We start from the raw sequence: 17,695 nt of genomic DNA, 5'->3' as shown, positions 1-17,695 counted from the left end.
CTGGTCTACTTCGCCAGCCAGAAGTCGTAGGCACTCGATGGCGAGTCCAGGCCCGCCTCGAAGCTCAGCCCGTTGACCTTGTTCTTCGCCGCCAGAAACCAGCTCGGTGCGAACATCGGCACGATGAAGGCCTGATCGACGCCGAGTCTCTGGATTTCATCGGTAAGGGCACGCTTCTTCGCCGCATCTGTCGAACGCAGTGCTTCGTCGATCAGACCCGTGATCTGAGTATCCGGATTGGCAATGTTGGAATACAGAAACCCTTTGGAGCCGAGCATGTCCCACAATTCCCGCGCCGGATCCGATGGATTGTCGGTGTTCGGATAGATCGTCCAATCGCCATTGGCGTTGTTCTTGGCATATTCGCCGGCGGTGATGATGCGCAGATTGAGATCAAAGCCGATATTCTTGCGCAGGGCGGCCTGGATGCCCTGGATCAGCACCTCGCGGTTGTCGCGGACATAAGGCTGCGGATAGCCGACGTCGATCTTCAGGCGCACGCCGTTCTTGGTGCGGAAGCCCTCAGAATCGCGGCCGGTCCAGCCGGCTTCGTCGAGCAGCTTGTTGGCGCCTACGATATCGTTGCCCCACGCACCGACCAGCGCCTTGTTATAGGCCGGGTTGGCCGGGCCGATGATGGACCATGCACGCGGCACGGTGCCGAGATAGACCTGTTTGACCAGGGGTTCGAGATCGAAGCCGTCTCGCAGCGCGCGCCGCACCCGCACATCATCTGCGGGCGGAATGGTGTAATTGATGTTGAACGTGAATGACGTGCTGGCGCCGGACGGGCCCGTCAGCAATTTGAACTCGGCCTGGTCCGCGAACAGCGCCACATCGGTCGGCTGCACGCCTTCGATCAGATCGACCTGTCCCGATGTCAACGCGCCGGCGCGCACCGCAGCCTCCGGCAGGAACCGCAGTGTCACGCGATCCAGATAGGCCGGACCGGTATGCGCTGCATAACCCGGCCCCCACCTGTAATCCTTGTTGCGAACGAACACGGCCGACTGGCCGCGGCTGTAGCGCTCGAACACAAAGGGACCCGTGCCTGCGAGCAGCGGGCCGCCGCCGCACAGGTCCCCCTTGGCGAGGGCCTTTGGCGATATGATGCCCAGCTTGACGTTGGACGTGGACTCCAGGAACGTCGAATCCGGCTGCGTCAAAATGAGTTTGACGACATAGGGCGACACCACTTCGGCGCGGTCGAAATATTGCAGCAGCGCGGCTGCATTGGCGGCGTTTTCCGGATTCTTGACGAAATCGAAATTTGCCTTCACCGCCGCCGCGTCGAACTTCTCGCCGTCATGGAAGACGACGTCCTCGCGCAGCTTGTACGTATATTCCTTGCCGTCCGGCGAGATTGACCACTCCGTCGCCAGCCATGGCGCGAAGCTGCCATCGGTCTTCTTGCCAACCAGAGAATCGATATAGTTGCGCGCCACGAAGAACGCGGCCTGCTGCGACGAGCGATGCGGGTCGAAGCAGCTCGGCTCGGTCGCAACGCCCCATGTGATGGCGCCGCCCGAAACCGGCTTGCTCTCCTGCGCTTGCGCAAGCTGCCCGCCAAGCATGACCGATACGATGGCGATCGACGCGCGTGCCGAAATACTAATCTTCCTCATTGGGGACCGTCCGTTGGTGTTTTTCACTACCAACCGCAGCAGCAACGTCTCGCATTTTCTGAAGTGATCAATAACATGAAGTTGCCACTTCATCTGAGCTTTGCAACGCGGTAGCAATTTGCAGCGCGATCTAAATCTGCAATCCGCGCAAAGACAATGCACTTCACGCGATCTCACCGTCGCGACATCAAGTTTGAAAAATCATTCGCGATGCGATGCGATCAGTGGGCAAATGTCATACGCGAAAGCCCGAATGCAACTGGATCGCTCTCCGCCTCGCCCATCAGGAATGCTCCATGAGTGAACGCAAACTGCATCTCAACGTGAACCTGCTCCATTCCGGGGTCTATGCATCGGCCTGGCGGCTACCGGACAGCGATCCCGGCGCATTCTATGACGTGCAGCATTATGTGAATGTCGCGAAGATCGCCGAGCGCGGAAAGTTCGACGCGATCTTTCTCGCCGACACGCCGGCCATCACCGACCGCATCGACCTGCGGCCGTTTCAATCCTTGGAGCCGACCATCGTTCTGGCAAGCGTGGCTGCCGCGACCACGCATATCGGCCTGATCGCCACCGCATCCACGACCTATAACGAGCCGTACAATATCGCGCGGCGCTTCGCGACGCTCGACCACGCAAGCGGCGGCCGCGTCGGCTGGAATGCGGTCACCACGGCGGATGCATCTGCGAGCCGCAATTTCGGCCTGTCGAACGTGCTCGAACACGGCTTGCGCTACGAACGCGCGAAGGAATTCGCCGAGGTCGTGCACGCGCTGTGGGATAGCTGGGAAGACGATGCCTTTGTCGGCGACAAGGCGACGGCGCGTTTCGTCGATACGTCGAAGGTCCACGCCATCGATCATCGCGGCACGCACTACACCGTGGCTGGCGCGCTGACCGTGCCGCGCTCGCCGCAGGGCCGGCCAATCACCGTGCAAGCCGGCGGTTCAAGCGACGGCCGCGACCTCGCCGCGGCCCAAGCCGATGCGGTATTCACGCTGTCGCAATCGATCGAGGACGGTGTCGCCTATGCGCGTGATCTGCGGGCGCGGGCCGTCGCCTATGGCCGCCCGTCGGATTCCATCGTGATCCTGCCGGGCCTTGCGACCATCATCGGCAGCACCGAGGCCGAAGCGAAACGGAGGCAAGACGAATTGTGGGACCTGGTGCCGATCCAGTACAGCCTGTCGCGACTGGCAGGAACACTGCATGTCTCGCCCGACATCCTCGAACTCGACAAGCCGTTGCCCGACATTCCACTGCCGGCCAATGCCAACCAGACGATGTTCAAGGGCACCGTCGCCATGGCCCGCAACGATAACCTGACGGTGCGGCAACTGCTCAAGGCGTTGGGCGGCGGCGTCGGCCATCGCATCATCGTCGGAACGCCCGAGGCGATCGCCGACGATATCGAGGCCTGGTTCAGGGCCGGCGCCGCCGATGGCTTCAACCTGATGCCTGACGTATTGCCGACCGGGCTCGCCGTATTCGTCGACGAGGTCGTCCCTCTGCTGCAGAAGCGCGGCATCTTCCGCCGCGACTACGAGGGCACTACGCTGCGCGACCACTTCGGACTGGAACGTCCGCCCAGCCGCTATGCCAAGCGCCCTGCAGCGGCCGTCACGGCGTGATATCACCGCAGGTGACTGCTCCCGCCGCGATCGACGGGAGCAGTCATGATCGCGCTAGCCGCCCTATGGCGCGTGGAACACCAGCGCGCGCAGCTCGATGCTCTCGCGCGGCGGCGCATCCGCAGGCGCGGTCGGATCTGCAAAGGCCGTATGCGGAGCGAAACGTGCGACGCCGTCTTTGGTCGAGTCGTAGCACTTCAGCAACAGTATCTCGTCAGGCGTCATATCCGGTACGTAATACCAGCGATGCTGCGGATTGAATTTCACCGCATAGGTTTCACCGACCCGGTGCTGATAGACCAGATCCGATCCCACCAGCTCGTCAAAGCGAACGGTGCGCGCATCGGCGACCGCCAGCGGTGAATCCTTCAGCGGGCCGCGGATCGGACGCCACAGATTGATGATCTGCACGCGCCCCTTGAGCAATTCTTCCGCATCCTCCGGGAGCAGATCGCGGACACGTTGCGGACCCGATCTATCGGTGTGATCGACATGCACCCGGGCGACAGGCTGGCGCGGGCCGTCACCACGGTCATTGACGCCATCGACGCGCTTGCGCACGGTATGATCGAAGATGAAGACGCGGCTCGCGCCGGTGATGTCCTTCAGCAGCTTCTCGGCTTCGGGATAGTAGACGCTCTTGACGTTCTCATCGTCGTAAAAATCGGAGACCGCGCTGTGCTGGTGCGCCACCGCAAATCCATGTTCGTCGAGCGACCACTGATCGATGCTCGGCCGCGCATCATGGATCGCAACCGCATGCGGCTCCGGTTCCGCAGTGGAGCGCGGCTCGCCGGCCGGAGGATCGAATGTATAGGTACGAGGGCGGCCATTGATCGGTGCCAGGTAGTTCAGATCCGCAGTGACGAATGCACCGGCCGTAACCTTCTCGTTGAGCAATCCCATGATGGTTCTCCCGATTGACATGGGCTCATCACGCATTTCATGCGGCCCATTTGCTTCAATCTGATCCCGGCGACCCGCCGAGCCAATGGGGCGCTTCAAATAAGAACGTCATTTCCCGACAGCATGACAACAGATGATGCGATTTCAGCATCGGTATCGATTGAAGATGTTTAATGTTGTGATCACGACCATCGTGAACGACGTTCGGCATCGGTGCTCCCACGCAAGGCGGGACATCGCACGCATCCGCAAGCATTTACGCCTCGTGACCGACGCTCCGAAAGAAGGATTGGAAGCCGTTCGGCCCAACTTTGGAATTCCCAAGCGCACTGTGTGGAGCGTTAATAGGTATCTTCAGGAGTCGAATTGATGCCACATCCGCCGCTTCTCGCCGTCGCCATCGCAGGCGCTCTCGCGTTTGCGACCGCCGTCGAGACCTATCACGCCGCCCACCAGCCCAAGACTGACATGTCCCGCAATGCTGCAGCCACAGTGACACCGGTCCAGCAACTCGATCGCGCCTTGCAGGCCCTCCGCCTCGATACTGCCAGAGACAACGCGTCAGCCATGTAGACGGGAGAAAGGACCAAGGCATGTATCTCGAAAAGATGATCGCTTTGGTACTGGGACACGCGACGTTCCTCAGCCTGTTCGTGTGGTGGTTTCACTAAGCGGAGATCACGCCTTCCCGCGGGACCGCCTCGCGATGTCAACTCAACCGCGCGACCAGATTGAGCGCAAAGCGGCCGCGGCTGATATTCTCGATCTGTAGTGCCATCTTGGCGAGTACGACCGGATGGAAGAGATAGGGCTTGATCGCCGCAATGATCTCGATCCGGCTGGTCAGCGCAGCCAGTGCCGCCGCAGAGCTCCAGGTCTCGAGTTGATCGAGACCTTCCTGATGTGGGTTGATGGTGTGCTGCGCGATCAGAGTGGAATCGTAACCCAGTGCCTCGGCCTGCAGGACCAGCGCCTTGTTGCGCTCCCACGACGCATCATACGGCTCTTCAGGATCCTGATCCGACGCCCGTGACCCATGCACCGGTGCCCAGACGCCAAATCGAAGAGGATGCGTGCTCATTGTCTGCCTCATATTCACGTCGCTCGCGCTATGAGACGACCCGTGCACGACAATGCAAGCATCGCCATGCGCTCAAGACATCGGCGGCAAAATGGTGCGCGGATCGAACGAGAAACTTCTTCCTCGCATGACCCACGACACCGCAAGAAATTTCCACTGCGCCTCTGGTCAATTGAATTTCGAGGCAGCACGCAGCTTCATTTTCTAAAATGAAGCACCGCAAAAGATCGTTCGTCTATCAATCGCGTCGCTCGAATATCAAACTGATCTAATATCGTGCGGAGAATGATTTCGCCGAAGAAACCGAAGACGCTGCGCTTTTTGTTGCTCTATCATCCCCGCTGAATTTCAGAACTGCAGCAATGGATGGCAGGGTGAGCAACGTCGACTACGTCATTCAACCGGAGTATCGCGCGGCGGCCGCGCCGGCACCCGCGCGCCAGGCTTCCGCCGTTGCCAAACCCGGCCAAAAGCCGAATCTGATCGTGCTGTCCTGGATAGCACCAGTAGTCCTCATCGTTGTGTGGGAAGCGCTAGCGCAGGCAGGCTGGCTCTCGCCGCAAGTGCTTCCCGCACCCTCAAAGGTGCTACGCACGGCATGGAAGCTGACTTTGTCCGGCTCGCTGCTGAATGATCTCGGCGTCAGCCTGCTGCGTGCGGCCGCTGGCTCTGCAATCGGCGGCAGCATCGCCTTCATCCTCGGCACCCTGGTAGGCTTCTCGCGCATCGCCGAAGCATTGATCGATCGCAGCGTGCAGATGATCCGCGCGATCCCGTTCCTCGCCCTCGTGCCTCTCGTTATCGTCTGGCTTGGCGTCGGCGAAGGACAGAAGATCTTTCTGGTCTCGCTCGGTGTCGCCTTCCCGATCTATATCAACACCACCCTCGGCATTCGCCAGATCGATCCGAAGCTGATCGAGCTTGGCCGCGTCCAGGGGCTGTCCACGCTGCAATTGATCCGGCGCATCATCCTGCCCGGCGCGCTGCCGTCGAGCCTCACCGGTGTCCGCTATTCGCTGGCAACGGCATGGCTGGCGCTTGTGGTGGCCGAAACCGTCGGCGCGCAATCGGGCCTCGGGTTCCTCGCCATGGACGCCCGCGAATTCCTGCGCACCGACGTGATCGTGCTGACCGTCGTGATCTATGCGCTGATCGGTGTTGCCGCCGACTCCATCGCCCGGCTGCTCGAACGCAAATTGCTCGCCTGGCATCCGAACTACAGCAAGGGCCCACGATCATGAGCCCGACATCCGTGACATCTAGCGAAACCGCCGTAACCGTGAGCGACATAACGCGGGCCTATGGACCGCGGGTGGTGATCGACAGGCTGGATCTCCACATCGGACGCGGTGAATTCGTTGCGCTTCTTGGCGAAAGCGGCTGCGGCAAGACGACGTTGCTGCGCGCCCCCGCCGGCCTCGATCCGATCCAGAGCGGGCATATCGATGCGCCCGGGCGACCTGCCGTGGTGTTTCAGGAACATCGCCTGCTGCCGTGGGATACGCTCTGGCAGAATGTCTCGCTCGGCCTTCCCGGCGCGGATCCGCGCAAGCGTGCCGCCGCTGCTCTGGTCGAGGTCGGGCTCGGCGACCGGCTGGACGACTGGCCGCGCAATCTGTCCGGTGGACAGGCGCAGCGCGTCGCCCTCGCCCGCGCGCTGGTGCAGGAGCCGCGGCTGCTGTTGCTGGACGAGCCCTTCGCAGCACTGGACGCACTGACGCGAATTCGCATGCATGTGCTGGTCAAGGAGCTTGTCGCCCGCCACCAGCCCGGCGTGCTTCTCGTTACACATGACGTCGATGAAGCAATTGCTCTGGCTGACCGAATTCTGGTGATGCGCAACGGGGTCATCGCCTCCGAGCACCGCGCCGACACGCATGGCGAGCCCGCCGCATCCCGCGTTCAACTGCTTCGCGAACTTGGCGTCGCCACCAATCTCCAGGTCGCCTGATTCCACTTCACAGGAAGTTTTCTCATGTCAAAGCCGATCTTCACATCGTCACGCCGGGATTTTCTCAGTCTCGCGATGGCGGGGGTCAGTGCCTATGCCGGCATTCATTTCGCCAGCCATGACGACGCCATCGCGCAAAGCGCCGGGCGAAAGACCGACAAGGTCCGTCTCAACTGGGGCTATCATGGTCTCACGCTGATCGCGAGGGAACGCGGCGAGTTCGAGAAGGCCCTCGCCAAGGACGATATCAAGGTGGAATGGCTCGGCCCGTTCCCTAACCACGCGCCGACCTTGCAGGCGGTGACCGGTGACAGTGCGGATTTTGGCTTTGGCGGTAGCACCACGCCTGCGCTCGCGGCCATCATCGCCGGCTCCCCGCTCGTCTTCACCCAGTTCGTGCTCTACGAACCCCGCACGACGGCGATCATCGCCAAGGATGATTCCGGCATCAACAAGGTCGAGGATCTGGTCGGCAAGTCGGTCGCGGTCAACCGGTCCGGACTTGGCGAATTCCTGCTCATCGCAGCGCTCGAGAAGCACAAGGTCGACCGCTCCAAGGTAAAATTCGTCTATCTCAACCCGCCGGACGCCGCGCCGGCGCTCGCATCCGGCAAGGTGGATGCATGGTCGATGTGGTCGCCGGGCGTCGAGATCGCCAGGCTGGACTACAAGGCTCACGACGTTTTCCTTGAAGGACGCGACCTGCCGTTCCAGATCGATTTCTCCTCTTACGTGACGTCGCGCAACTTCGCGAAGGACAATCCAGCCATCCTGCGGGCGCTCAACGCGGCCTACGAGAAGGAAGCGCAGTGGGTCAACAAGAACACCACCGATGCCGAACATCTCATCCAGAAGGTCGCGAAATATGACGACCGGATTCGCGACCAGTTCATTGAGCGCAAACGCAACTACACGCTCATTCCGGTATCGAACAAGAAATTCGTCGGAGAGCTGCAAACCGCAGCGAACTGGCTCACCGAGCGAAAGGTCCTGCCCGAATCCGTCACCGTCTCGGATCATCTGGCCAGTCTTTAAGCGTCTATCGCCGCTCGATCCCCCCTGGAAGCGCTGAGAAAGAATCCCATGAACAAGCCCACGTCGCATCATTCGTTCGACCTGTCGCAGCCGATCCGGATCGGTTCGTCCGATCTGCAACAGCTGTTTGATCACATCGCGCAGGGCGAGGCAGAGCGCGAGCATGACCGTGTCCTGCCTTACGATATCATCGAGCTGATCCGCCGATCGCGGATCGGCGCGCTCCGCATTCCCAAGATCGAGGGTGGCGGCGGCAGTACGGTGCGTGAACTGCTCTCCGCCGTCATCAGGTTGGCGGAAGCCGATGCCAATGTCGCGCATATCCTGCGCAACCACTATAGCGTGGTCGAGCGCCTGCTAGCCTCGCCGCCAAGCGCGCAGAACCGCAAGTGGCGCGACGACGTCGCTGCGGGTGCCATCATCGGCCTCGCCACCACGGAGCTGGGCAGTTCGCAGGTGGGAGACATCGCTCCCGCCACCACGGTCACGCCGGATGGCGACGGCTACCGTCTGAACGGCACCAAATATTACAGCACCGGCACGCTCTATGCGGACTACGTGCTGGTGCGCGTCGCGGATGACAATGAGGCGCTCGCGACCACGATCATTCCGGTCAAGCGCGAGGGTATCGAGCTGGTCGATGACTGGGATGGTTCGGGCCAGCGCCTGACCGGAAGCGGAACCACGCATTTCCGCAACGTCCGGGTGGAGGCGGCAGAACTGATCTTCGATCAGCCCAATATCGGCTATGGGGCCGCCTACCAGAACACATTCGCGCAACTCTATCTGACGGCCATCAATGCCGGCATCGCCGCAGCCGTCCTGCGTGACGCCAGCGATCTTGTCAGGCGGCGTGCGCGCAGTTTCTATTACGCGCCCACTCTTCGCCCGCGCGAGGACCCAATCCTGCAGCAGACCATTGGCCAGATCGCAAGCAACGCGTTCGCGGCAGAAGCAACCGTGCTGGCCGCGGCCGACGCGCTTGATGTATCCAGCAAGGCCCCTGATCGGGAAGATACCAAGCCGGCGCTGGACGCCGCCCTCGCATCGTCCAAAGCCAAGATCGTGGTCGACGAACTGGCCATCCACAGTGGCAGCCTGCTGTTCGACGCCGGCGGCGCATCCGCCACCAAGAAGTCCGACAACCTCGACCGCCACTGGCGCAATGCACGAACGCTGTCGTCGCACAACCCGGTGACCTACAAGGCACAGGCGATCGGCGCCTATGAGATCAACGGCACGCCGCTGCCGGCGAAGGGCTTTTTCTAGGCAATCCGGAAGGCTGCGGCATCGTAGCAAGCGCAATACATTCACTTCATTCCAAACCTGGATACATCATGAAAGCTGCATCTCAACTTCTCATTCTCTCCCTTTCAGCGCTTGCACTGTCGTTACCCGCCCTGCAGGCCAACGCTGCTGACAAGCCGCTCAAGGTCGGAGTTTCCGCAGGGCCTTATGGCGACATTCTTCGCGAGGCCGCGCGGCTTTCCGAGAAAGAGGGACTGAAGGCGGAGATCATCGAGTTCAGCGACTGGAACCAGCCCAATGCAGCGTTGCAGGCAGGCGACATCGACCTCAACAACTTCCAGCACCGCTTCTATCTCGCCAATCAATCGAAGGCGCGCGGCTACAAGCTCTCCGCGCTCGATGAATCGATCCTGGTGCCGGCCGGCGTTTTTTCCAAGAAATACACCAAGGCCTCCGACATTCCCGACGGGGCCAAGATCGCCATCCCCAACGATCCGACCAATGCAGCACGCGCATTGTTGCTGTTTCAGACCGTTGGACTGCTCAGGTTGAAGACCGATGCCGGCCTCTCGGCGAGCATTCTCGATGTGACTGAAAATCCGAAGAAGCTGCAGATCGTCGAGATCGACGCGGCCCAGTTGCCGAGGTCTCTCGACGACGTGGCAGCCGCTTTTGTGTCATCCAACTACGCCTATCTCGCTGGGCTGGACCTCAACAAGGCGCTTGCGGCCGAGACCAGCGTCGTCGAAGCCAAGCCATATTATACCCTCGTCTTCGCCGCACGTGACGATCGCAAGGACGATCCGCAGATCAAGAAGTTCATCTCGATCTATCGTTCGCAGCCGGTGAAGGACTTCATCCGCACCAAGTTCAACGGCTCGATCCTCGCCGCCTGGTAATCCCAATGGGAGGGCAGCTCGCCTATCCTCCCCGACGTAATATGGCATGGCCCGACCACGGTCCGTGCCCGTCGCGACAGCAGCAGCGCCCGCGGTGCGGCGCTAGGAGCTATCCTTTCTTTCGGTGGACACCTCTCATCACAACTATCCGTTGATCTGAGAACGGTTCAGAGGACGCGGAGCCGCCGGCGAGAGTCGTCTCACCGACCATTCCCCCGCTTTCTGTCGTCGCGTCGCTCACCACCAATGGAGTTCGTCACGTCATCGTTGGACGATCCGTTGGTGTTGGTTCTCCCGCCAGCATTGCCGGCGACGATTCCAGTTGGAGCCGGCGAGCTCGGCGGCGCCTGGAAGAGGTTATCGAAGGAGGACTTCACACCGCCGACAGGCGACGGCGACATCGTATTGGCCGTTGGCGCGGCCGGATTAGCTACCGCGATCTGACCGGGGGTCGGCGCGAGCGAGACGTTGAACGACTTGATCGTGAAAACCGCCCCGACATAGCTCAGCGCATAGTTAGGCGAAACGCCGAGCGAGCCTAGCCGAATGGCATAGTCGCCCACCACGTCACCCAGCGCGCGCTCCAGCGAGCCCGAGAAGCGGTCACCGTTGAACAGCGTGCCGCCGGTAAGACGATAGGTCAGCGCTGGATCCAGCTCCGCGAACATCTTGCTTTGGGGATCTGCGGTGACTGTCAGCGGCGCGGCCGTCACGATCCAGGCGCCACTGTTACGGGCCGAGATCGCGTAGTTCGGATTGGTCAACGTTCCGGCTACGTCGAGCAGATAGGGGTTGCCCGCAACGCCGGTCCGGCCGGTGATCCCGAACGAATTGACGAGCCCGGTCAGAACATTGACTCCCTCGCCGTTCTGCAACCCGGAGGCGGATAATCCCGGATTGAGCGGCGAACTGCCATAGACCGAGGTGCCGCCATTGGCGGTGACGACGACCGGAGCGGGAGTGACGGTCCAACTCCCGGGAGTGAACGACGAGATGTAGTAATTCGGGTTCGTCAGCGTACCCAGAACATTCAAGGCATACGGGCCGCCGGCGACGCCGCTGATCGCGGTAATGCCGAACGAGTTGCGAAGGCCCGCAAGAACGTCGACGCCCTCGTTATTCTGCAAGCCGGTGGCGGACAGGCCCGGATTGAGCGGCGAGCTGCCATAGACCGATGTGCCGCCATTGGCCGAGACCACGACAGATGCCGGCGTGACGGTCCAGCTCGCATCGTTGCGCGCCGTCACGCGATAATTCGCGTTGGCCAGTGTTCCCGCCACGCTGAGCGTATACGGACTGCCAGCCACACCCGTTGTCGGCAGGATGCCGAACGAGTTGCTCAGGCCGGTCAGGACATCGACATCCTGACCATTCTTGAGGCCCTGCGCCGTGAAGCCCGGATTGGACGGCGACTGGCCATAGACCGAGCTGCCACCGTTCGCCGACACGATGATGTCCGCTGCGGCGACAGACAGCGAACCGCCGACATAGCTGATGGTGTAATTGCCGAGGCCATTGCCGAGCGCATTGCTGGCCGTGATCCCGTAGGGCGCGCCGGTCACATTCGCCAGTGCGTCCGCGCCGAGGCTCACCAGCGTCACACCAGTCACGCGGTCAGTGCCATAGAGCGTGCCGCCGACGGTGTATCCGGTGCTGCCGAGCGCGAGCATATCGCCATAGGTCTTGGACTGGTCGTTCGCCGTGATGGTCAGCGCCGCCTTGGTGACACTGCCGATATTGCCGCTGTTGTTGACGACCAGCGTGTAATTTCCGGCCGCGCTGCCGGCGAGGCCGCCGGAACCGAGATTGAAGGTGACGGTCTTGCCGCTTCCGGCATTGGCATTGTCATAGCTACCCGAGGTCGGCAGGTTCGCGACCGACAGCAGGCCGGAATCGCCTGCAACCACATTGCTCAGCGCGAAATTGGCGGTGCCGAGCGCCACGGTGTTGGTGCCGTCATACTGCTTCTCGACAGTGCCCGTGAGCGACAGCGTGACGGTGCGCTTGGCGATGCTATAGTCGGTCCCAACGAAACTCACCCGATAGTTCGAGGACGCGCTGAGCGATCCCTGATTGATGGCATAATTGCCGGCATTCTCGCCCGCGGTTCGGCCGAGCGCACCAGTCAGACTATCGCCATTCACCAGCGATCCGCCGGTCACCTGCCAGGTGAGCGATGAACCTGTATCACCATAGACCTTGCCTTGGCCGGCATCGGCGGCCACCGTGATCGCGCGTTGGGTGACCGTCAACTGCCCGCTCGGCAGGTTGACAATGCGGTAGCGCGCCCCGTCGGTGCTGACGGGCTGAAGCTGGGTCGATGTGATCTGCACATAAGGCGTCAGACGCAGCCAGGCTACGCCATCGCCAATCGTCACGCCCATCGGAACCAGCGAGAACGTGCCGGTGCCGGTGAGAACGATGGCGCCGTTTCCATTGACCGTCGCGGTCACGCCATTCTGATAGGTGAACTGATTGATCCGGTCCGCGATCTGCTGTGCGCTCGAATTGCGGTCCCACATAATGTCAGATCCGCCGTTGATGCGCATACCGAGATACTGTGGGCCGTTGCCGCCAACGCCGGGCGTGCCGCCACCAACGGCCCGGGGCGGCAATACGGTCAATCCGGCCGATACGGCATAGGTGCCGACGCCGGACGACTGGTTGGCGGCCGAGCTCAAGGTGATCGGAATCGCATTCGGCGTATCATAATTCCTGAGGCCATAGATCATCGCCGCCAGCGTCGTGTTGGCGTCGCCATACATGCGCGTGGCATTCGACGTCTCGACGACGGCGACATGATTGGCCCAGTAGAATTCCGGATAGCGCGCGACGCCATCCGACTGGCCCGCGTTGTTCGACGGAATCCAGACGTTGCGATAGTCCCAACCGGCATAGACGGTGCGGAACGTGTTGAGGTCCTGCATCTGCGCGGTGGTCAGGCCAGTGCCGACGAAAGTTTGGCCGCGGTTGGGGTTGAGCCAGGACGGATCCGAGACGCTGGAATCGTAGTAGGAATTCGTGACCGTACCTGTCCGCCCGTTGTCGCTGACATTGCGCCCGACAACCGAACCGACAAAGTGAATCCCATAGTTCCAGGCCCGGTCGAGCCGCCCGGTCGTATAGGAATTGACGATGGTTCCAACACCATCATTGGTCGCATTGGTGCCGACGAGACCGCCAATCGTGCCGTTGCCGCGCACCATGCCCGTCGCATAGGAATTAACGATCCGTCCCGAACCGCCGTTTTCGTTCACGTTGACACCCGCGAGGCCGCCCGCCTGACCGACGAAGGTGACATAATCGGACTCCTGACCGACCGCCTCGACTGCTACCGTGCTGTAGGACTCCTCGATCGTGCCGCGATTGTAGCCGACAAGGCCTCCGGCGGCCCAGTTGGAATAAACCGACGTCGAATCGTTGCTACGCGACGCCCAGGAGCGGAAGATCGTGCCATCGCTCACGCCCGCGATCGAGCCAGCCGATCCCCAATTGGCGGTAAAGCTGCCATCGACGATGCCGAGATTCTTCACCGTGCTGCCCACCCCGAGATAGGCGAACACGCCGGCATGATTGCCGTCGGCCGCATTCACGACGAGATTGCGAATCTCATTGCCCTGACCATCAAGCGTCCCCGTAAATGTCCGAGGTGCGGATTCGTTGATGATGTATTGATTGGCCTGCGAGTAACCAGAGTTGAAGAGATCGTAGTAGGTCCGGTAGTATTCAAGAACGTTGCCGTTGTACTGCTTGAACTCAGTCATCGGCGTGTTCGGGTTGCCGATCTGATAGCGCGTAAATATCTTGACGAGTTGTCCGCTGTAGTCGACCGGCGAGATCGGCGAGAAGACGTTGTTCCTCCACATCCCTGTCGCGAGTTCGGGCGCAGCGTTGATGTCACGCGCGAGTTTGTAATTGGCCGCCCCGTTCATATTCACCAGTTGAAGCTGGTGGAGGTTCTGGATGTTGGTCGAATATTCGGCCTTCAGGAACGGCCGCGTATAGCCATCCACCATGTACCAGTGATCGTGGAAATTCCCGATAGTCCATTGATTGCCGGGATTGGGATCGTTGAAGAAGTTATATGAACTCATCGCATACGGACTGTTGCCTGAATTCGTGTTCAGTGGCGCGATGAACTGGACCTGTTCCGATGACCAGCCGCCCGGCATGTCATTATAGGATCGGCCGAAGGCTCGGCCGGTGCCGCTCACGGCCTGATCCCAATAGACGTGCCAGACGCGCGCCGACATGCCGGTCTGCGAGTTGAAGCTCTCCATCGTGTCGTAATCGCGGAAATCATTCTTACCGACGATGCCGCCGACGCCGGTGCCCGACAGAGCGCCCGCCGCATAGGAATCCTCGACCGCGCCCCAGCCGGTGACGCTCCACTGGTTCTCGCCGATCAGACCGCCGGTCCAGCTCGTGCCGCTCACGCTGGCGAGCGAATAGGTCCAGCGGACCGTGGCATGCTCGCCGTTCACACCGACGATTCCGCCGACCGTGCCGCCGGTCACCGAGCCCGACGTCCAGGAATCCTGGATGGCCCCGTAATTGTAGCCGGCGATGCCGCCGGCCACATAGCCACGGACGGCACCGGTCGAATAGGAGCCACCATTGATGGTGCCGTTGTTGCGGGCAACCAGACCACCCGCGCCCAGCGAACTGGCGATATTGGTAACGCTCGCCGTCGAATAGACATTGGTGAGCGTGCCATTGTTCTGCGCGGCGATCGAACCGACATAGCTGCCATTGCCGCTGAACGAGCCGCCGATGATACCGACATTCCGGATCGTGCCGCTATTCATATAGAACACGCCGACATCGCCGCCGCCGACCTGCCCTTCGCCGCGGCGCTGATACATGTTCAGGATCGCGTAGCCGCGGCCGTCCAAGGTGCCTGTGAAGGCCTGGTTCGAATTATTGACATTGGTGCCGATGGGATCGAAGCCGCGGCAGATGCCGTTCAGGCAGGTCCAGGTCGAAGTCGCGCTGGCATCGATGTCGCGGCCGAGGGCGTAAGTGCCGCCGAGGTTGGTTTCGATAGCCTTGAGCTGGTTGACGTCGTTGACCAGCATATAGGCCCTGACGGTCGCGCCGTAGCCGCTCTGCGTCACGCTGGAGTAGTCGATCGTGTTGGCGTAACTGCCAGTCGCCGCATAGGGATTGTACAGGATCTCCACGGCGGTGTTGGTATTCACGCGAGCGCTGGCCGAGAAATTGACGAGGCCGTTGTCGGAGCGGAGCGTCACCGACGAAAGCGGGCTCCCGAGGTCATAGATATGTCCGTTGATCTGGATGTTGCCGGCTGCGCGGAGACTGGCCGTGCCATACGAGCCCAATCCGCCCGCCGTGATCGACCCGCCCGAAACCACCGACAGGTTTCCGCCGCTCAGGTGTCCCGGGCCGGAAATGTCGCCCGAGGTGACGATGGATAGTGATCCCCTGGCGGAAATCCCGCTCTGGTTCGAGAGCGAGCCGCCGACAATCAGTGACATATCGCGTCCGTCGACCCGGCCGACCGCCAGATTGCCGCTATTCGTGAAGGCCAGCGCGCCGGGATTGATGACGTTGTCGTCGCGATCCGGATCGACGCTCGAATAGTCGGTCCACATGTTGGCGACCCGATTGCCGGCGCTGGTCAGCGACACTGACGAGAAGTTCAGCGGCAAGACCAGATTGGTCACCAGGATCGGCGCGGTCTGCGTGATATTACCGGGCGCCGTCAGCCATAGCGTCCCGCCATTGCTGCCGGAAATGGTGCCGTTGATCTGGATGTCGCGATAGGCGTTGAGATACAGCGTATTGGCTGAGGTCCAGGAGATCGGCGCATTGATGACGATATCGCCGGCGCCCTGCGACTGGTTGCCCGGCCCGCTGGCTGAGGACGCCGTGGTGATCAGCGTGACATTGGCCGAGCCGAGATTGGCGCCGATGGTCGCCGCCGCTGCGGAATCGATGGTCAGCGTAACCGGATCGAGCAGCCAGTCGCCGGTGTGCCCCTTCGGCGCTGACGCATCGACGCGAATGCCGGCGAAATCAAGCTGCTTGCCCGACGTCTCGATAAAGCCGCCGTCGCCGCCATTGACGCCGCCGCGTGCCGACAGCGTACCGCGCACGCTGGTGAGACCGTCCGACCACAGCACGATCTTGCCGCCCTTGCCGCCGTCCAACGCATCGGCGCGGATCACCGTGGCCGAATCCGCTGTGACCTTGACGGAATGCTGGAAGTCGCCGCGACCATAGGCATCGCCGCCGATGCGGACGCTGCCGCCGCCCGCCGCGCCCGACGCATCGATGCGCGCACCGGCCAGCGCGATCTCGACGCCGCTGATATCGATCTGGCCGCCTTTCCTGGCGGCAACCTGATTGCGCGACTTGCCGGTTGCCGTGACACGCCCGGACACGTTGACGCGCCCACCCTCGCCGCCACCGAGCACGATGCGCCCGGCACGGGTGCCGACGGAATTGGCACGGATCGTACCGGGCACATTGACCGCGTCGCGCAGGATATTGTTCGCCGTGGCGGCGCTGAGGAACACCTGCCCGCCATCGGCACGGATCTTCCCGCTATTGGTCACCAGCGCCTTGCCGGTGCCATCGACGAGATTGCCAAGCTGATTGGAAGGCACGGCGACCGACAGGAATCCGTCGCCGGAGAGATCGAGCGTGATCATCTCGCCAGAGCCAAGGCCGACCTTGCCGAGCCGCGCCGAAATGACGCCGTCATTGGCGACGCGGCCCCCGAGCAACGCCGCGAAGCCGCCGTCGGACACGTTGATTCGGCCGGCATTGGTGACCACGGCCGAGGAGCCGTTGCCGGTGAACTTGTACTTGCCCGACAGGAAGTCCTCGTTCCTGATGTCGAGGGTAGAGGCTGCGAAAGAGCCCGTATTGACGACACCCGTATTGGCGATCGCGATACCGTTCGGATTGACCAGCAGCACGGTGCCAGGCGCGTTGATCGTGCCGGCGATACTGGAGGGCGTGTTACCCGTAACGCGGTTGAGGGTGGCGGCCGCTGCGCTTGGCTGGTTGAAGTTGACGGTGCCGCCGGCGCCGATCGAGAACGAATTCCAGGTGATGATGGCGCTGTTCGAGGATTGGTTGACGTTCAGCGTCCCGCTCGACGGCGCGGCGATACTCGCAGCGCCGTGAGTTACGGTGCCACCGCCCGGCAGCGTCTGCGCCAGCGCAACGCTGCCACTGAACACTACGCAGCCGAACACCAGCGGTGCAAAGGCCGCCCTCATACTGCCGCGGATCGGCGTCACCTTGTATGTCTGTGCCATGCCCAGTTCCTGTCACCTGCACGG

General features: G+C 61.8%; 10 protein-coding genes and 1 pseudogene. 7 read left to right on the top strand and 4 right to left on the bottom strand.

The window, feature by feature from the left end:
- Positions 1 to 5: 5 nt before the first annotated feature.
- A complete protein-coding gene (locus AC1RLZ_RS06915; RefSeq protein WP_493188034.1) occupies positions 6 to 1,625 on the bottom strand; it encodes an ABC transporter substrate-binding protein in 1,620 nt (539 codons plus the stop codon).
- Between the two features lie 296 nt (positions 1,626 to 1,921).
- Here AC1RLZ_RS06915 and AC1RLZ_RS06910 point away from each other — a divergent pair, with 296 nt between their 5' ends.
- The gene (locus AC1RLZ_RS06910) at positions 1,922 to 3,259 is read left to right on the top strand and encodes an LLM class flavin-dependent oxidoreductase (RefSeq protein ID WP_493188033.1); all 1,338 of its coding nucleotides are present in this window, start codon (positions 1,922 to 1,924) and stop codon (positions 3,257 to 3,259) included.
- Between the two features lie 63 nt (positions 3,260 to 3,322).
- Here the strand turns inward: AC1RLZ_RS06910 and AC1RLZ_RS06905 are convergent, their stop codons facing one another.
- Positions 3,323 to 4,165 carry a CmcJ/NvfI family oxidoreductase gene (locus tag AC1RLZ_RS06905; RefSeq protein ID WP_493188032.1) on the bottom strand — a complete coding sequence of 281 codons (843 nt, stop codon included), beginning with the start codon at positions 4,163 to 4,165 and terminating at the stop codon, positions 3,323 to 3,325.
- A 369-nt stretch (positions 4,166 to 4,534) separates the two neighbouring features.
- Here AC1RLZ_RS06905 and AC1RLZ_RS06900 point away from each other — a divergent pair, with 369 nt between their 5' ends.
- Positions 4,535 to 4,738, top strand: coding sequence for a hypothetical protein (locus AC1RLZ_RS06900; protein WP_493188031.1), 204 nt, complete (start codon positions 4,535 to 4,537; stop codon positions 4,736 to 4,738).
- Positions 4,739 to 4,889: 151 nt separating this feature from the next.
- On the opposite strand, the pseudogene AC1RLZ_RS06895 reads toward AC1RLZ_RS06900, so the two are convergent.
- Positions 4,890 to 5,246: pseudogene (locus AC1RLZ_RS06895) on the bottom strand (LLM class flavin-dependent oxidoreductase); the annotation flags it as partial.
- A gap of 362 nt (positions 5,247 to 5,608) precedes the next feature.
- Here AC1RLZ_RS06895 and AC1RLZ_RS06890 point away from each other — a divergent pair.
- The 5 genes from AC1RLZ_RS06890 to AC1RLZ_RS06870 all read left to right on the top strand — a co-directional run bounded on the left by AC1RLZ_RS06890 (position 5,609) and on the right by AC1RLZ_RS06870 (position 10,379).
- Entirely contained in the window at positions 5,609 to 6,487 is an 879-nt protein-coding gene (locus tag AC1RLZ_RS06890) for an ABC transporter permease subunit (protein ID WP_493188030.1), read from the top strand.
- Entirely contained in the window at positions 6,484 to 7,197 is a 714-nt protein-coding gene (locus tag AC1RLZ_RS06885) for an ABC transporter ATP-binding protein (protein WP_493188029.1), read from the top strand. Before AC1RLZ_RS06890 ends, AC1RLZ_RS06885 begins: the two co-directional genes overlap by 4 nt.
- Before the next feature lie 24 nt (positions 7,198 to 7,221).
- Positions 7,222 to 8,232, top strand: coding sequence for an NrtA/SsuA/CpmA family ABC transporter substrate-binding protein (locus AC1RLZ_RS06880; protein ID WP_493188028.1), 1,011 nt, complete (start codon positions 7,222 to 7,224; stop codon positions 8,230 to 8,232).
- A 48-nt stretch (positions 8,233 to 8,280) separates the two neighbouring features.
- Positions 8,281 to 9,501, top strand: a complete 1,221-nt coding sequence (locus AC1RLZ_RS06875; protein WP_493188027.1) for an acyl-CoA dehydrogenase family protein — start codon at positions 8,281 to 8,283, stop codon at positions 9,499 to 9,501.
- 68 nt (positions 9,502 to 9,569) lie between these two features.
- Positions 9,570 to 10,379 (top strand): MetQ/NlpA family ABC transporter substrate-binding protein, encoded by an 810-nt coding sequence (locus AC1RLZ_RS06870; RefSeq protein ID WP_493188026.1) that lies wholly within the window; start codon positions 9,570 to 9,572, stop codon positions 10,377 to 10,379.
- A gap of 200 nt (positions 10,380 to 10,579) precedes the next feature.
- On the opposite strand, the gene AC1RLZ_RS06865 is transcribed toward AC1RLZ_RS06870, so the two are convergent.
- The gene (locus tag AC1RLZ_RS06865; RefSeq protein ID WP_493188025.1) at positions 10,580 to 17,671 is read right to left on the bottom strand and encodes an MBG domain-containing protein; all 7,092 of its coding nucleotides are present in this window, start codon (positions 17,669 to 17,671) and stop codon (positions 10,580 to 10,582) included.
- Positions 17,672 to 17,695: the final 24 nt, after the last annotated feature.

This window comes from Tardiphaga sp. GW822-FHT04G09 (assembly GCF_058800725.1).
Note: the sequence above shows the minus strand (reverse complement) of the source record. Positions and strands in the feature narration are given on the sequence as shown.